This is a genomic window from Phormidium sp. CCY1219 (assembly GCF_055795085.1).
Genome location: NZ_JAYFEQ010000809.1, coordinates 1 through 15,622, shown reverse-complemented (window position 1 = coordinate 15,622; position 15,622 = coordinate 1). Strand labels below are relative to the sequence as shown.

The 15,622-nt window shown below is 48.9% G+C and carries 12 protein-coding genes; 2 read left to right on the top strand and 10 right to left on the bottom strand.

Annotation, left to right across the window (positions count from 1 at the left end):
- Positions 1-65 precede the first annotated feature (65 nt).
- Entirely contained in the window at positions 66-2,258 is a 2,193-nt protein-coding gene (locus AC0QH1_RS25300; RefSeq protein WP_324634200.1) for a VPS10 domain-containing protein, read from the bottom strand.
- A 227-nt stretch (positions 2,259-2,485) separates the two neighbouring features.
- Here AC0QH1_RS25300 and AC0QH1_RS25295 point away from each other — a divergent pair, with 227 nt between their 5' ends.
- Positions 2,486-3,277 carry an FkbM family methyltransferase gene (locus AC0QH1_RS25295; RefSeq protein ID WP_324634199.1) on the top strand — a complete coding sequence of 264 codons (792 nt, stop codon included), beginning with the start codon at positions 2,486-2,488 and terminating at the stop codon, positions 3,275-3,277.
- 139 nt (positions 3,278-3,416) lie between these two features.
- Here the strand turns inward: AC0QH1_RS25295 and AC0QH1_RS25290 are convergent, their stop codons facing one another.
- The 8 genes from AC0QH1_RS25290 to AC0QH1_RS25255 all read right to left on the bottom strand — a co-directional run bounded on the left by AC0QH1_RS25290 (position 3,417) and on the right by AC0QH1_RS25255 (position 14,181).
- Entirely contained in the window at positions 3,417-4,412 is a 996-nt protein-coding gene (locus tag AC0QH1_RS25290) for a glycosyltransferase family 2 protein (RefSeq protein WP_324634198.1), read from the bottom strand.
- A gap of 110 nt (positions 4,413-4,522) precedes the next feature.
- Positions 4,523-5,542 (bottom strand): glycosyltransferase family 2 protein, encoded by a 1,020-nt coding sequence (locus AC0QH1_RS25285; protein ID WP_324634197.1) that lies wholly within the window; start codon positions 5,540-5,542, stop codon positions 4,523-4,525.
- A gap of 129 nt (positions 5,543-5,671) precedes the next feature.
- Entirely contained in the window at positions 5,672-6,949 is a 1,278-nt protein-coding gene (locus tag AC0QH1_RS25280; RefSeq protein WP_324634196.1) for a lipopolysaccharide biosynthesis protein, read from the bottom strand.
- Positions 6,900-8,003 carry a phosphotransferase gene (locus AC0QH1_RS25275; RefSeq protein ID WP_324634195.1) on the bottom strand — a complete coding sequence of 368 codons (1,104 nt, stop codon included), beginning with the start codon at positions 8,001-8,003 and terminating at the stop codon, positions 6,900-6,902. Before AC0QH1_RS25275 ends, AC0QH1_RS25280 begins: the two co-directional genes overlap by 50 nt.
- A 94-nt stretch (positions 8,004-8,097) precedes the next feature.
- Entirely contained in the window at positions 8,098-9,114 is a 1,017-nt protein-coding gene (locus tag AC0QH1_RS25270; protein ID WP_324634194.1) for a glycosyltransferase family 4 protein, read from the bottom strand.
- On the bottom strand, positions 9,114-10,379 hold the full coding sequence (locus AC0QH1_RS25265) for an O-antigen ligase family protein (RefSeq protein WP_324634193.1): 1,266 nt from the start codon (positions 10,377-10,379) through the stop codon (positions 9,114-9,116). The genes AC0QH1_RS25270 and AC0QH1_RS25265 overlap by 1 nt, the downstream gene beginning before the upstream one ends.
- Positions 10,376-11,863 carry a GumC family protein gene (locus tag AC0QH1_RS25260; RefSeq protein WP_324634192.1) on the bottom strand — a complete coding sequence of 496 codons (1,488 nt, stop codon included), beginning with the start codon at positions 11,861-11,863 and terminating at the stop codon, positions 10,376-10,378. Before AC0QH1_RS25260 ends, AC0QH1_RS25265 begins: the two co-directional genes overlap by 4 nt.
- A 689-nt stretch (positions 11,864-12,552) precedes the next feature.
- On the bottom strand, positions 12,553-14,181 hold the full coding sequence (locus AC0QH1_RS25255; RefSeq protein WP_324634191.1) for an NAD(P)H-quinone oxidoreductase subunit 4: 1,629 nt from the start codon (positions 14,179-14,181) through the stop codon (positions 12,553-12,555).
- A gap of 374 nt (positions 14,182-14,555) precedes the next feature.
- Between AC0QH1_RS25255 and AC0QH1_RS25250 the strand changes: the two genes are divergently transcribed.
- A complete protein-coding gene (locus AC0QH1_RS25250) occupies positions 14,556-14,771 on the top strand; it encodes a hypothetical protein (RefSeq protein ID WP_324634190.1) in 216 nt (71 codons plus the stop codon).
- 170 nt (positions 14,772-14,941) lie between these two features.
- Here AC0QH1_RS25250 and AC0QH1_RS25245 read toward each other — a convergent pair.
- A partial coding sequence (locus tag AC0QH1_RS25245) for a hypothetical protein (RefSeq protein WP_324634189.1) occupies positions 14,942-15,622 on the bottom strand: 681 nt, incomplete at its 5' end.

The following is a 15,622-nucleotide window of genomic DNA, read 5'->3' as shown; positions in this document are numbered from 1 at the left end:
GATGCAGCAGTAGTAAACCCTCTCTACCCAGGGCAAATGCACTACTGCGTCCATCTCATTCCGGTTCAATTCGAGGGAATTGACTTATAATAAACGCCGCGACCTTTAGTGCCTAAAAACACCAAGCCAAACTGCTGCTTGCTGGCTTCCATTACCGTCGGATCGTTGCCAATAGGATTGTCCGGATCGCCGATATCGCTCCAAGTTTCTCCCAAATCGAGAGAGCGGAAAATTCCATTGCCAAACCCGTCAACATTTCCATATAAATACAATGCGGGAATGTCGCTGCCGGCGGGAGGTTTGCCAAAGGCAAATAAATAGGCTAGTTTCACGTCTGGAATTTTGGAGAAGGTTTCGCCGCCATCAGTAGAGCGATAGAGTCCTTCCCAATCCAGACCCACCCAAACTTCTCCTTCCACGTTGGGATTGGTTTTAATTGCATACCAATCTTCATCGGGTAAATCGCTGTTCGTGGCACTAAAAGATAAGCCGCCATCATCGCTGCGGTAAACTGTGCCATCGTCGAAGTAATAAAAGCGATTTCCATTCACAGAATCGGCGACTAAAGGTTGCGACCAATTCCAAGGGCCGTAGATACCTTTCGGCAATCCTTCCACGGTTTGCCAAGATGCGCCGCCATCGGAAGTTTGCAGCAGGTTTTCTTCGCTGGCGCTGACCACAAATCGCTCTGGATCGGTGGCGGAAACTGCCACTCGGGTGGGCATTAAATTGTCCGGAAAGTTGGGAAATTGTTGCCAAGTCATACCGCCATCTTTGGAGGTTGCTCCATTAAAAGTGGAGTTCCAGCGATCGCCCCCGACGCGCACTAAGTGCTGCGGGTTTTGACTGGAATAATCAATGCTGTAGGTATCCTGAAAGCTTTCATTGTTCTCATATTGGAATTTGCGCTGGGGATAGTTGTCTAATCGGGGGTGATAAAAGCCTTCCACATCAGCAACGGCACTGAGTAACAATGCGCCTTCTGGTGGAGATACCAGGTCAAATGTTACCAGTTGTTCGTGACCGCGTTCGTAATTAGTCCACACCACGGGATTGGCGTTAAAATCATCGGTACGCCAGACGCCATACCAGTCCGCAAACCAGACGCGATCGGGAAAATTTGGATCGAAAGCAATGTCAGAAACGTGATTTTTGAAATATCGCTCGGGCCACCAAGGTACGGTATGATTGGCGGTGTGATTTTTTTCGGTCCAAGTGGAACCGCCGTCGCGAGAATAATATGTTTTGGTGGAACTGATATCACCTAAACTGACAATAATTCGATTCGGGTCGGTGGGATGAAGGCTCAACCCATTAAATAGAGTGGAGTCGTCATTGTTGGTTTGGGGGGGCGTAATATCTTGCCAGGTACCTTCAGTATATTTGCTCACCCCGGTGGCATGGGTGACGTATAGGGTGCTATCCGGGTCGATCGCCAATTTCATGGCTTTTCCGGGACTTCCTTCCATTGCGCTCCAGGTTTCTCCCGAATCTGTCGAACGATAGATGCGATCGTCATAGGCGGTGGCATACAATTGCCCTGGCACGTTGGGGTCGAAGGCGATCGCCACAATGCCGATTTCCGGATCCGGATTGGCGGGAAAATTGCTGACGGCGGTCCAACTCATGCCCCCATCGCGCGATCGCCACAATCCATCTTGGCGCGACCCAAAGAAGAGCAAATTGCTATCAACCGGACTCACCGCTAAGCGATCGCCGGTCCAGCGCATTTCTTGGTTCCCGCCCATCGCCACTTCCAGATCGGACTTCACCCAAGTTTCGCCGCGATCGGTGGACTTAAAAATCGTGCCCGGTTCTCCCCAGGTATATTTCCCCGCTGCAATATACACCACATCGGGATTCGCCGGATCTAGTGCCAAATCTTCTCCCCCGTAGTATTCCTCCTCAGACAAGGGAAAATTATCCGTCACCGCTATCCACCGTTTATCCTCCGGATGCCAGCGATAAAATCCGCCCACATCGGTGCGGGTATAAACGAGATTCGGTTCTTGGGGATGAAGTTCCATCCCCGTCACATATCCCCCCCCGCCAATCGATACATTTTTCCATTCCGAGGAAAACTGCGTCTGCGACGGCTCAACACTGGCCACCGAATTGGCATCGGAAGCACAACCACTTATCAACAGCGGTTGCAAGAAAACCACCGCCAGCAGCGTTATCGCAGCAGTGGAAAAAGAGCGCCAGAAAGACCGCTCTTTTGATGTTACTTTATGCAGCATTGTCCAGTTTTTTTTCACCCTTTCACTACATTAATTATTTTAGCGAATAAAATTGGCGAGTTTCACCGGGGCGGGATTTATTGTCCATTATTCCCCGGACTCTTTTGAGGGTGGAAATCGGTGTCTAAATTTACAAAACTTCAATTTTGGTGACAAAATTGACAAACCTCTGAAAAAATTCTACAATAGAAATATTAATACAAACCATTGGCAAAGCCAAAAAGCTTTAAAGCAAGGAGTATATTGTGGTAAATGTAAAAGTTAGATTGGAAAATGCGGTAAAAGAGTCGGTTAAAGGCACCTTTATGGAGCCGCTTGCTAGAAGAGTGGCCGATATTATTAATCCTCCCAGCCCTGACGTGATTGCCAGTCGCAAAGATGATGCGTTGGCCTATCAGATGATGGAACGGATTTTAGACAAATCCTCCAACTGTATCGATATCGGCTGTAATATGGGGGATTTTTTAACAAAAATCATCGAATTTGCCCCGGAAGGTCATCACTATGCATTCGAGCCAATCCCCCATTTAGCAGAGCGGTTGAAAAAAAGATTTACAGAAGTTGAAGTCAAGCAGGTGGCGTTAAGCGATAAAGAAGGAGAAACCACCTTTTGGTATGTGCCGAATGCCCCGGCGCTCAGTGGATTAGAAAAACGAGACTATACGCGATGGGGCTATAAAAATGTGGAACCGGAACCTCTGCCAATTAAAATCAAAACCCTGGACAATCTCCTCGACCCGGATTTTCCAGTTCGCTTCATTAAATTGGATGTAGAAGGTGCGGAAATGCAGGTTTTCCAAGGGGCTAACAGAATTTTAAAAACCTATCAGCCTTACTTGTATTTTGAATACGGACGCAGTGCAAAAGACTATTACGAAACTACGCCGGAAATGATGTATGATTTCCTGGTGAAAGAATGTGGGTATAAACTTTATAGCGTTCGCAATTGGTTAGCCGGAGTCGAACCTTATAGTTATGAAGAATTTGTCCGCACCTATAAAGGCGGTTCTGCTTGGAATTTCTTAGCCAGTCCCTAGGGATTGCGAATCCTAAGAAAGAAGCAATTAGGCTAATTATATTTTGCCTAGAGATTGGTGAGAAGGCGGTAGAGATGCGATTAATCGCGTCTCTACCATTCTGCTTGACCCGCATAAACTGGGAAGGAGAAAAAGGGGATTAGGAAGGACTGCGGTTGAGTTTAGTTCCTTGTCCTTCAAACCACAAATAAACGGAAGAAGGCATCAAGTGCAGGGCATAAGCTGCCATTAAAGTTAGAATACTGCGGCGGGGTTCTTCCAATAAAATTTGCCAGTAGGTCAACAGCGATCGGTTCATCAAGTCTACCGCCATCGAACCGTTTTTGACTCGTACTGCACTGCGGGCGAGATATCGCAATTCGTAAGCTCTCGCCATATTTTCCCAGGGCGCGATCGCCTCTGGTGCATAAGCGCGAATTTTTTCCAATACCTTCTCTTTGCTTTCTAACTGCTTGATAAAATTCGCAGAAAGTCCGCCGGTGTTGACCCGATAGAGGGTCAGCGGTTCCGGAATTCCCTGGAATTTCCAATCGGTTAAAATGGCAATTCGCAACCAACATTCGATATCCTCAGACTGACGAAAGGACTCGTCAAAATAAAAATTTTCTACCGTACCGTAGCGATTTTCGCTAAAGCGAATTTCCGCAAAAACTTCTCGGCGAATTACCGGGGTGGAACCATTGCCCATCGGACTTCCGCGCAACAAAGAAGGAATATCGATATGGGTGAGCTGTGGCATCAAATACTTACCTAACAATTGCCCTTCTTCGTCCATTAATGCCGAAGGACAAAAGCTTACGCCCACCGGGGGAGAATTGTTTAAATGGTCTACATGTTTGGCGAGTTTTTCCGGACGCCACAAGTCATCGCTATCGAGAAAGGCTAAATACTCTCCGTTTGCGTGACGGATGCCGGTGTTTCGCGCCCCCGCCAATCCGCGATTTTCCTGGCGGATGATTCTGATGCGCGGGTCGTCAAATTCGGTCTCGCAAATTTCCACACTGCGATCGGGGGACCCATCATCTACAATCAATACTTCAAAATTAGAATAGGTTTGCGCGAGAACCGATCGCACCGTGTCGGCAATATATTGTTCCACGTTGTAAACGGGAATAATAACAGAAACGAGTTGCATGGGTTGACTCCTAATAGCAATTTGTAACAGCAGTTTTTTTTGGATTGACCGAGGTTGCGATCGCGCATCTTGGCGCTTTGTGTCCCCACCGGTGAGGGTGGGGGAATCGTTTACTGCTGACTTTGGACGATTTGATTGTGTTGATTGCTGCCCCTGAGTTTCATCGCTATCGATTCGAGGGGTTTGTACAAGAATTGCGGTAAGAAAGACATGGTATAGGCAGCACCTACAGTGACACCAGTGCGGAGGGGTTCTTCAAAGAACATTGTTGGATGAGTGGCGATCGCTTCATTGACCAACTGGCGCGCCATTTTTCCATCGCGCAGGGTTACGGCGCGACGTGCGAGATATCGCAAGTGATAAGCTCTGGCGGCATTTTCCCACTGCGCCACCACCTTCGGCGCATAAGAGCGGGTTTTTTCGATGACCTGTTCCCAAGAATCTTGCTTTTTAAGCAGTTTAGCCGAGATGCCTTCAGAATTGACCCGATAAAGGGTGAGATTTTCCGGAATTCCCTCAATTTTCCAATTAGTTTGCAGGGCGATGCGGAACCAGCAATCCAAGTCTTGCGACCCTTGCAAACACTCATCCCAATAAAACATTTCCGATTTTCCGTAGAGGTTATCTTCAAATTTGATATCCTCAAAAACTTGCTTGCGAATCACCGGACAGGAACCATTGCTAATCGGATTTCGACAGATTAAATCGCCGATGGTCAGGTTGGTGAGTTTGGGCATTTGATAGATGCCGAGGGGATTGCTTTCTTCGTCGATAAAGGCAGAACGACTGTAGCTGATACCCAGTTTGGGCGATCGCTCCAAATGCTCCACATGTTTTTCCAGTTTTTCTGGCAACCACAAATCATCGGAATCCAAAAAGGCTAAATACTCGCCTTTGGATTGGCGAATGCCTTCATTGCGGGCTGCATTGGCTCCTTTATTTTCCTGACGGATAATTTTAATGCGCGGATCGTCAAATTGCTGACAAATTTCCACACTGCGATCGGGAGACCCATCATCGACGAGAATTAACTCGAAGTGGGGATAAGTTTGGTCGAGCACGCACTGCACGGTATCGGCAATGTAGTCTTCTACATTATAAACCGGAACGATTACGGAAACTAATTTCATAAGTACACTCCTGATTGAAGTTTAAGTTTTCTTGCGTTTAGATGTAAGATGAACTCCACAAAATCCGCTATTTTTGGCAGATTTGGGGTTCAGTTTTGGCAGCAGGGGTTTTCCCCTGCGCCGCGATGTTCAACCTTTTTTGTTAAAGGCATACCGACTCGCCCAGAAGGTATAGGCCGGTAAGGCGATCGCGTGAATGATTAACACGGCGATCGCGACCCCAATGGCTTGCCACTGCACCCCGAAAAAGATGCTGAGGGTAAACATAAAGGTAAAAATGACATTCCAGCGAAAGTCGATATCGGGTCTGCCAATGGCAATCATTAGCTGTGAGGCAGCTTGTCCGAAGGGGCGCGGAATTGCAGACAAACAGATGAGCATCAACACGGGAATGGCTTCAATCCATTTTTCCCCAAATACGATGGGCACGTAAAATGGGGCTAAACTCGATTGCAACACGGCAAGGGGAATAATCAGTGCCGCGATCGCTTTTAAGCTCTTGTAATATTGACCCTTCATTTGGCTGAGGTTTTCTCGCATGTTACACAAATGAGGCAATAAGGCGGCTTTAATCGATTTAATGATGCTCAGACTGATTCCCAATCCGGCATTAAAGGCAAAGAAGTAAATCCCTAATTCTTTAATTCCGAGAAATCGCCCCACGAGCAGATAATCTAAATTCGTTCTCAGGGTTTTTAACAGTTCGACCCCCAAAACATTTTTGCCGAAGTTAAAGATTTCTCCCCATTTGTCTTTTCTAAATCCCCCACTGGGACGCCAAGAATGGTTTCTTAAGTAAATATAAACCCACAGGGGAGCCACCAGCACTTTGGGAATCACGATCGCCCAGACGCCGAATCCCAAAGGACCGAGGAAATAGGCGAGGGCTAAGGACATTAGATTGCTCGATCCTTGTACTGCCGTATTGTTAATAGCGCGGATTTCTAAGCGATTTTCTCGGCGCAGCAAGATAGCTTGAACCACGGCTTTTGGGGTAATCAGAAGCACCATTCCCATGACGCAGATGGGCAGGATGAGATTGCGATCGCCATAGAACCAAGCAATCGGAAAGGAAGCAAGGCACTGGCCTAAGAATAAGCCGGAATACAGCACCCAGCTCAACCAATAGGCGTTTTTGCACAAGTCTTCCAATTCATCTTCATCGGCTTGCACCAGCTTGGCACCAATTCCAATGTCGGTAAAGACAAAGGTAAATTCATAGGTGGTTAATACAATGGCGGCTAACCCATAGTCGTATTTAGTTAAAAACCGAGCTAAAACCACGGTGGTCAGCAGGCGAATGACCCGGATAGCCATTTCTGCGCCCGTCAGCCAACCAATATTTTGAACGAACTTGTTATTGAGCTTTTTCTTGACTTTTTGTTGAACCGTTGCAATATAGTTCATGTGTCCATACCTTACGCCGCCAATTTTGAGGAGGTTCCTCGGGGAGATGTCCGTCTTCAAGCATCAACTGATAGCTTTTATAGGCAGTTAGTCGCGCGATCGCCTCTGCTTCTGCCACCGTGAGTTTGGCATCGGAGGCATGAGAGAGAAACTCCACAGCATACTCCATTGCTTTCCCGGGAGGCCAATTTAAGTACCAGTAGGCGACTTGTAAGAGGTAATAGGTCAAATCCATGTAAGGGAAACCCTCGGGAGAACCATATTCCCAATCGATGGCCACAATTTTGCCGCCTCGGGTCTGCAATATATTCCAGGGAGAAAAATCCCCATGAAAGGCCACCACCGGCCACTTGCGATGCCGCAGGGCTTCCAGCCATTGGAGGGCGTGAGGTTCGGCATCGGTGCGAAAGGCATTTACCCAAGGATGCGCTTCTAGGGGTACCGGATCGCTCACGGTCAAGCTGTATATATAGCTGACAATCTCCGGGGAGGGTGGAAGCTGTGTGGGAGTAATGTGCTTTCCGAACACGGGGGTGATGAGCAATGCTTTGCCCCGACCCAAGGTGCCGAACTTCAGGGGCTTGGGATCGCGAGAAACGCGAGACAAGACGCGATATTCGCGAGCGAGTCTCTCACAAGCCAGGGGCTTTTCCCCATATTTGAGGTATCCCACAATCTGATTTTTGCTGTCCCACAGTTGCAGGGTCAGTTTTTGGGCCTCTCCCGGAACCCCGACGGAGATGGCGGCCCACTGAAAGTCAGGCAAGACATCCCGGACGAACTCATCGACGAGTAACTGTCTGCGGGCGTCGCCGATGCGCGCGGGCAGGAGTCCCAGTGCCGCTTTGACTCTTTGTAAGAGACGACCTACCTTGGGCGGTAGGTACAAAAATTTGTAGGTTTTTGGCTTGGGATAGGGGCACAGGAAACTTCCTTTCCATCGCTGCCAGAAGGTCTCTGCAGGCACGTAGAGGCGCGGTTGCTGCCAATTGGGAAGGGCGATCGCTCGCGTTCCCCGTTTGAAAAATTTCTCCCATTTAACGGTGTGGTTCATTGTTCTACCCTTTTGTGAAATGAATGTTGTTGCGTCCAGCTAATGTGCTGTTATGGGTGATGTGACGCGCTGTTGGAGGTGATGCGATCGCCTGTCATGGCACAACTTCGCGATCGCTCAACTCGCACAGAAAGGTCTTCCATTGGGTCAAAAAGCTCTCTCGGGCTTGTTTGAGAGAATCTCGCCCTTGTTGGCCCCAAGCGAGTAAATCGTCTTCGCTTAATCTGGCGATCGCTTCGGCAAGCTTCACCGGATCTTCTACAGGCACTAACACACCGCACTCTTGTATCTGTTCGCTTAACCCATCGATATCCGAGACGATCGCTGGTTTTCCCGCCGCTTTGGCTTCCATACAAACCAACCCAAACGGTTCCCATCGCGAGGGAATCACCACCGCATCGCTTTGCTGCAAAAAGCTGGGAATATCATCAACCCGCCCGCAAAAGGTAACATTCTCCAATTCTCGTGCCAGTTCGTGCAATTCGCCTTGCATCGGCCCATTGCCGGCTACATATAAATTCACCTTGTCTTCTGGCATCAGTTTCATCGCCTCCATCAACACATCAAATCCTTTTTGTTCGCAAAACCGCCCATAAGCCACCACATTAAGAGGAGAGTCAGCAGATTTTTGCGGGATTTTAAAAAAGTTTTCCAGGCGAGTATTTGGCGGAATCACTTTAATTTTATCGGGTCGAACCAGGTTATTTTCCTGCATCCATTCCGCCTGACGTTCGGAAACGGCGATGACGCGATCGGCCAAACCATAGCATAATCGCAGCATCAAGCGAAATCGAAACCGATTCGGAACTTTATATTTTTCAAAACCGGCACTGTAATGATGCTCGATAATGGCAATTTTTGCCTTTTTCTTAAACAGCCATAACGCAAATAAATAGGGCAGCTTGCGCCACGAACAGGCTTGATTGATAATCATTATATCCGCATCGAGCCTTCCCCATAACACATCAAGGAGAGTTAGCTCGCCGGCAACCACATCAAACATTTCGCTGAGCTTGGAGTGTTTCATATTTTCAATGGTAGTTTTCACTCCGCCCAGTTTTTGACAGTAGTCGCTGGCTAAAAATACTTTGGCTTTTGGAACGTTCATCATCAAGATGCCTCCCGAACAACTGCATTATCTTTCAATCCCATTCCCACAATAATTAATCCCGGCCAATAGATATAAGCTAACGCTTGAATGCTCTCGGCAAAGGTAAACAGGAACAGGATTATCATAATCGCAAATCCCACTTTGGCCACCTGAGAATAATAGGATTTCACTAATAATACCGTAAAACTCCACAGGAAGGCAAATCCCAAAGCGAGACAACCGACCAACCCATGCAGAAAAACCAGACCGAACCAAGTATGGTGAGAGCCAATCGGCATGTTTTCTACCACTTTTGGCCCTTGTGGCTCGATAATGCCATGCCCCCAAATCGGAGCTTCAGTCCGCCAGCGATAGATCGCGATTCTCCCCAGCAGGGCGCGCACGTAGGAAGACTTGGCACGTGCTTGGGTAAACTGACGTTTGAAATTTTCCATCATTTCGATGACCGTGGGGGCGTACATGCCCAGCAACGCACTGGCAAATCCTGCGGTAAATTGCATCCAAGGTTTCACGAGCTGACTTAACCCCCACATGGCAAGGGGCACGAAGAATAAAGCCACTAAGGATAACCGAGACGCTGAGGAGATAATCATCGCCACCGCCCCCGCCATTCCCAACCAACGCCAGACTTTGCTGGAATCCTGGGCGGACAACCAAAAATAAATGTTGGCCACCAATCCCAGAGCAGGTGCCCAGGGCGCAAATAAAAACATGCGGGGCTTTTCGTCCGCAGGATCGAACTGGTACATTAAATAAACGTTATACAAATCGCTCCCCCCAAACACCGAGAGCGGCGAGGTATAGAGTTTGCTGGGAAGGTTGGCGGCATAAGCCAAATACCCGATGGGCACTAAAATTAAGCTTTGAACGCACAGAATGGCAACCGCTCGATAAATTAACTGGGGGCGAATTTTTAGATGTGCTGCCAGGGGAAATAAGGCCAGCAGTACCCAATTTCGCAGCCAACCATTCACCGAGGACTTGGCGATTTGAGTCAGCCCTAAATTGTAGTCGATATGTCCGGCAATTAAGGCAACTTCTATCAGGAGAATGCAGACAATCCAAACCCAGTTACTCAGGCAAAGGGTAATCCGCTCTTCTGGGGGAGTCTCGTCGGTTTGCATCCACCATTTTCTCAGGAGATAAAAGGTCAGTATGTAGGCTAACATCGGCCCAAACACATACTGGGCACCCATGAAGTAGATGATATAAGTGCCGATAATGTAATACCAAACTAATTTTTCGGGAAAATTTTGCGGCTTCATCGGCTAGAGATGTGACTGGGATTTTGCGTATGAGAATCGGCTACAATCAGCGGGTTGTGCGGCTCGCTTCGCTTTCTCTGCTTGGCTTTTTGCATGTGGCGATCGCGCAGCCACAAGGCGATACATCCGGTGCTTAAAAATACCGTGGCCATCCCGGCTCCCAAAATCGCATATAATGTCTTCGGCGAACTCGGCTCTTTCGGCACCTTTGGCGGTCGGATCATTTGAATCTGCGGATAAACCGAAAACACCTTGGACTTACTCATATCTAACTGCGTTAAAGTAGAAGAAAATACCGCTTCGGCAATTTGCACGTCACGCTTTAAATTTTCCAAGGTGGATTCTTGCACGGAGAGCTTTTTCAGCCTCCCTTCTAACCGCACAATCTGTTGGTCTAGTTCTCTGTTTTTTGCGACAAGTCCTTCATTCTCTGCTTGAACGGCAATCAATTGTTGCATTAAGTTCTGTCGCATTCCCGCTGAGGTGCTGCTGCTACCTTCGTTGATTTGGGTTTCCCACTCGCGAGGATTCACCGGACGCCCTAAAACGGCTTCGGAACGTCGCATCAATGCGGTTCTCGCATCATCTATCTCTTTCTGCTTGGCGAGCATTTGCGGATGCTGGGCTTTATAAATGGAATTCAAACTGACTAATTCCGCACTGGCTTGTTTGTATTTAGTCAAGTAATCCTGAAACATCGGATCCGCTTGCAGCACGAATGCCTCGTTTGCCTCTTGCGCTGTCAGTTCTAAGTCCCGGGAGAGCTGGTTCAGGCGCGCGTTGGTTTGTTGTTGTTGCGCTTGGAGTTCGGCTTTTTGTCGCCGCAGGTTTTCCACGTTAACTGACAGGTCTTGCACTTGTTGCACCGAACTGATGCTCGCGGTTGCTTTGTATTCTGACAACCGTTGTTGGGCTTTTTGCAAGTTTTTCTGCGATCGGCTCAATAGCTTTTGCAAGGTCTGGTCTTGGGCGGCCATTTCTTGGGTTCTCAGTTCGTCCAACCGCTCTTGAAAGGCTTGGTGAAGGGCGATCGCTTTTTCTTGCGCCAGTTGTGCGGTCTCTCCTTTGATGCCAAATATCATCAAGGTGGTGTTTCCCACTACTTCGATCCGAGGTTCGCCAAATTTTTTCACCGGGATATTCACATCCTGCGCGGCGGCGGCGATTACGGCTTCGCTATCGGCGATGAATTTATAGTTCTCCCTCGGATCGTGGGATTCGCTTTTGTAAGGAGAGTCGGTTTGAGAGGAACTTCCGCCAATTCCGGGAACATCTACTTTGGTCATGGAACTGACTCCGGGCATGGTAATCGCCCACTCGGTGGCGTAACTTGGTGCTTTTAAGGTCAAATAGGCGATCGCTGCTCCCCAAACCAGGGCATTCGTCACCAGTCCTAACCCGAAATAAATGGGCCAGCGTTTGCTGGACTTGCGCGACCCTGCTGAAGAATTGTAATTTTTTAAAGTGGCTGTAAAATCGGTCATTATTTTATTCTCTCCTCTTATAAGCTCGGATAATTTGGCAATTCATTTAATCGGGATTGATAACTTAAAAATTTATCTGGGCTGTCAAATGCGCCTCGGAACCGCGATCGCGATTCCTCGCTATCAGCAGCGCCGATCCGCTACCCCTTCCCGTTACAGCAGGTGAGTCCTCTCAGGAATAGGGTTGAGTGTGGTTCGGCTTGGGACTCGGTGGGAGTGCGATCGCCGACCCTTTAATCCCCCATTTCGGGTAGGTCTGTGTGCTTTTGGGATTTCCCAACCCCTACTTACAAGCCGATACACTCAAATATTTTTCTTTTTCCTCCACACAATTCTCTTCGATCGGTAGCACCCATCTCATCTGTCATTGGGCTGAAGTTTCTCATTCTCAAGAATGTCTCTTAATTGACACTCATCTGGGAAAAATTACTATATCCTGACAAAATTCTTCCATGACCATAAAATCTCATTTTTGTCAATCTGTAATGCTGCTCAAAAAATAGAAGGGCTGCCCACCACTTTCTCCCTCTATGGGCAAAGGGGGACAGATGTTCAGATGGAGAATTTTTGTTCGAACCAACTATAAATTATTGCCAACTGGTAATAACTACCCAATAAAAAAGCCTGCTGACGCAGGCTGGGGAGGGGAGGAAAGGGGCGCAGGCGCGATCGGCCGCCCCCGATTTGGCTCAAGCCCCTTTACCCAATTCGGCAATGCTAAATAACCCTTGCACCTGGGGACGCGGTACGCTGGGGGCAAAAAACCCACCAGAGAACAGACGCTCTTGCTCTTGAGCAAAGATAGGCAGAGCATTCTGAACCTCAGCCGCCACTTCCGTGGTTTTCACATCATAGGTTTGAGTCGCCACCTTGGGATACAAGCCAATTCCCACAATCGGAACCAACAAGCAAACGGCGATCGCGATTTCGCGGGGTTTCGCATCCACCCATTCCCAAGAATCCAAACTTGCGGCTTCATTTTGCTCGCCGTAGAACACCTGACGCAGCATGGAGAGCAAGTAAATCGGCGTCACGATCAAGCCCACCGCCGCTAAGAAAATCACCACCACTTTAAAGATGCTGCTGTAAGCGTAACTCGAGGCCATGCCCAAAAACACCGTCAACTCGCTGACAAAACCGCTCATTCCGGGCAACGCCAGAGACGCCATCGCACCCGCCGTGAACAGGGCAAACACTTTCGGCATGGATTTGGCCATTCCACCCATTTTGTCCATCATCAACGTATGAGTCCGTTCGTAGGTCACGCCAGAGAGGAAGAACAACGCCGCCGCAATCAAACCGTGAGACAGCATTTGCAGCACCGCCCCGCTAATTCCCAATTCGGTTAACGAAGCAATTCCAATCAGCACGAAGCCCATATGGGAAATCGAAGAACAAGCCAAACGACGCTTCAGATTTTGCTGTCCGAATGCGGTGAGCGCGCCATAGACAATATTCACCACGCCCAAAATAGCTAACACGGGAGCAAAAAACAGATGAGCGTTGGGCAGCATTTCGATATTCATCCGGATTAAAGCGTACCCGCCCATTTTCAGCAGCACCCCTGCCAAAACCATCGAAACCGGGGCAGATGCTTCGCCGTGAGCGTCCGGAAGCCAGGTGTGCAGCGGGAAAATCGGCAGTTTGACGCCAAAGGAAATCAGTAAACCCGCATAGAGAACCAATTCCAGGGCGATCGGATAATGCTTGGCACTCAGTTGCGCCATGTCAAAGGTGACGGTATCGCCATAGAACGCCATTGCCAAGGCTCCCACCAAAATGAAGATCGAGGCTAATGCGGTGTAGAGGATAAATTTAGTAGCAGCATAGCGACGCTTCGGTCCGCCCCAAATCGAAATCAGCAGGTAAACCGGAACCAGTTCCAGTTCCCACATTAAGAAGAACAGCAGCATGTCCCCCGCCGCAAACACTCCCATCTGGGCGCTGTACAGAGCCAGCATCAGGAAGTAAAATAAGCGCGGCTTGTAGGTGACGTTCCAACCGGCAAAGATGGCCAGGGTGGTGACCAGTCCGGTTAACACGACTAGGGGCATGGAAATGCCATCCACCGCCACGGTCCAGTTCAGTCCCAGTTGCGGCACCCAGGCGTAGCTTTCCACCAGTTGGTAGTTGGGATCGTGTAAGTTATAATGCCGCCAAAACGCAAAAATACTCAGCGCTAAGTCCGCCAGCCCCACGCCGAGCGCATACCAACGCACGGTTTTACCGTCTTTATCGGGCAGGACGGGAATCGCTAAGGAAGCGACGAGCGGAAGAAGAATAATAGCGGTTAGCCAAGGAAACGCAAGGTTTAGCATAGATGAGAATAAATACTTATCGCTGTCCTTTACAGTTTATTAAGCGATGTGAAGTTTTGAAAAGGTCCGTTACGTAAGAATAACGAATATGAACCATAAGTAAGGATAAATGCTTATTCGATTCCGGGGCGGTGGCGAGGGTGTAGCCTGAGCAGTTGTCCGGTGCGAACTGCCCTCCCGCCCCCGGGCGGCGGTGGGTGCTGCGAATGGGAGGCGCAGGAGGAGAACTTTTCAATTGCGATCGCAGTCACAGGGATACTACTGAGATCGTCACATCCGGTCCCCCAGGATTATCACAATGGCCTCTGCCTTTGAATCACGGTCTATCTGGGGAAACTGGGCGAAGATAAAGATGTCGAGTTCAAAACAGTCCTATGCCTTCCATCCAACTTCTCCCCGGTGCCATCTCTGAATTACTCGCCACTGTCAAAGACACTCGTTCCATCACCCAAGCCGATCGCTACGGTCTGATGGCTGCCATCATGGATGAAACCCTCTGCGAAGAAGACCGCTTCTGCCTCGATCGCCTCCTGCGCTCTCTGTACCGGGGACGCATTCAAGTGGTGGATGAAGTCTCTACGGTTCTCTAATTCTCGCGATCGGGTAAGTCAATCTCCCACGGACAGAACTCGACATTCTTCCCTCAAACCGATTTATCCTAATTTTCTTCTTCACCAAACCATTTCGCCACCCCCCCCAGGTGGCGATTGCTGTTTTTGGGGATCCCACTTTATCCCCGATTCCTCTTGCAAATCTGTTGCTATGTCGCGTCAGTCCTGGTGCCTTGCATTTCACCCACCCGGGACGACTCCCCCTCCAATTGCGCTTTGAGTTCTTGGTTCTCCTGCTTCAATTGCGTTAATTCCTTTTGGGCGTCATAGAGTTTGGCATTCATCTGGGCAATCTTCTCTTGCCAGCGCAACATCATGGGGTTTTGCCCGGGGTCTTTATAACGCGCGATCGCAACCTTGGCCTTTTTCAACGAGTCTTGCAGTTGCTCGATTTCTAATTGCTTTTCTGACGAAACCGCCTCGATTTCCTCCGCAACCTCCTCTCGCGTCAAATATTCATCCGCAGGAGGCAAAAACACATTCACCAATTCGAGTTGTTCCTCTTGGCAAATAATCGCTACCCGCTGACCAGAAAGCCGCACCTTAAACCGATCTGTCCCAAACTCTTGCAGGATTTGACCAATACAGTGGCGATATCGTTGTGCTCGGTGCTTGACAATTCGCACGTAGCTGCCAACGGTGAGGGGTCTCGGTTGCTCTGTCTTTTCTTCCAACGCCCGATTTGCCTCCTCCAACTGCTGCTCTAACACCATTACCTTGGCCACTAAGGTCGTATTGTCGGTGTATTTCATTTTCTGCTCGTTTCTTGCCATCTCGAACGACAGTTGGTTGTAGCGCTGCTGCAAAGCGTAGAACTCTCTTTTGAGCTG

What these genes read in the sequence shown, in the direction of transcription:
- AC0QH1_RS25260 (WP_324634192.1), bottom strand. Translation starts at nt 11,863, where the DNA reads ATGACCGATTTTACAGCCACTTTAAAAAATTACAATTCTTCAGCAGGG.
- AC0QH1_RS25270 (WP_324634194.1), bottom strand. Translation starts at nt 9,114, where the DNA reads ATGATGAACGTTCCAAAAGCCAAAGTATTTTTAGCCAGCGACTACTGT.
- AC0QH1_RS25285 (WP_324634197.1), bottom strand. Translation starts at nt 5,542, where the DNA reads ATGAAATTAGTTTCCGTAATCGTTCCGGTTTATAATGTAGAAGACTAC.
- AC0QH1_RS25255 (WP_324634191.1), bottom strand. Translation starts at nt 14,181, where the DNA reads ATGCTAAACCTTGCGTTTCCTTGGCTAACCGCTATTATTCTTCTTCCG.
- AC0QH1_RS25280 (WP_324634196.1), bottom strand. Translation starts at nt 6,949, where the DNA reads ATGAACTATATTGCAACGGTTCAACAAAAAGTCAAGAAAAAGCTCAAT.
- AC0QH1_RS25265 (WP_324634193.1), bottom strand. Translation starts at nt 10,379, where the DNA reads ATGAAGCCGCAAAATTTTCCCGAAAAATTAGTTTGGTATTACATTATC.
- AC0QH1_RS25290 (WP_324634198.1), bottom strand. Translation starts at nt 4,412, where the DNA reads ATGCAACTCGTTTCTGTTATTATTCCCGTTTACAACGTGGAACAATAT.
- AC0QH1_RS25275 (WP_324634195.1), bottom strand. Translation starts at nt 8,003, where the DNA reads ATGAACCACACCGTTAAATGGGAGAAATTTTTCAAACGGGGAACGCGA.
- AC0QH1_RS25250 (WP_324634190.1), top strand. Translation starts at nt 14,556, where the DNA reads ATGCCTTCCATCCAACTTCTCCCCGGTGCCATCTCTGAATTACTCGCC.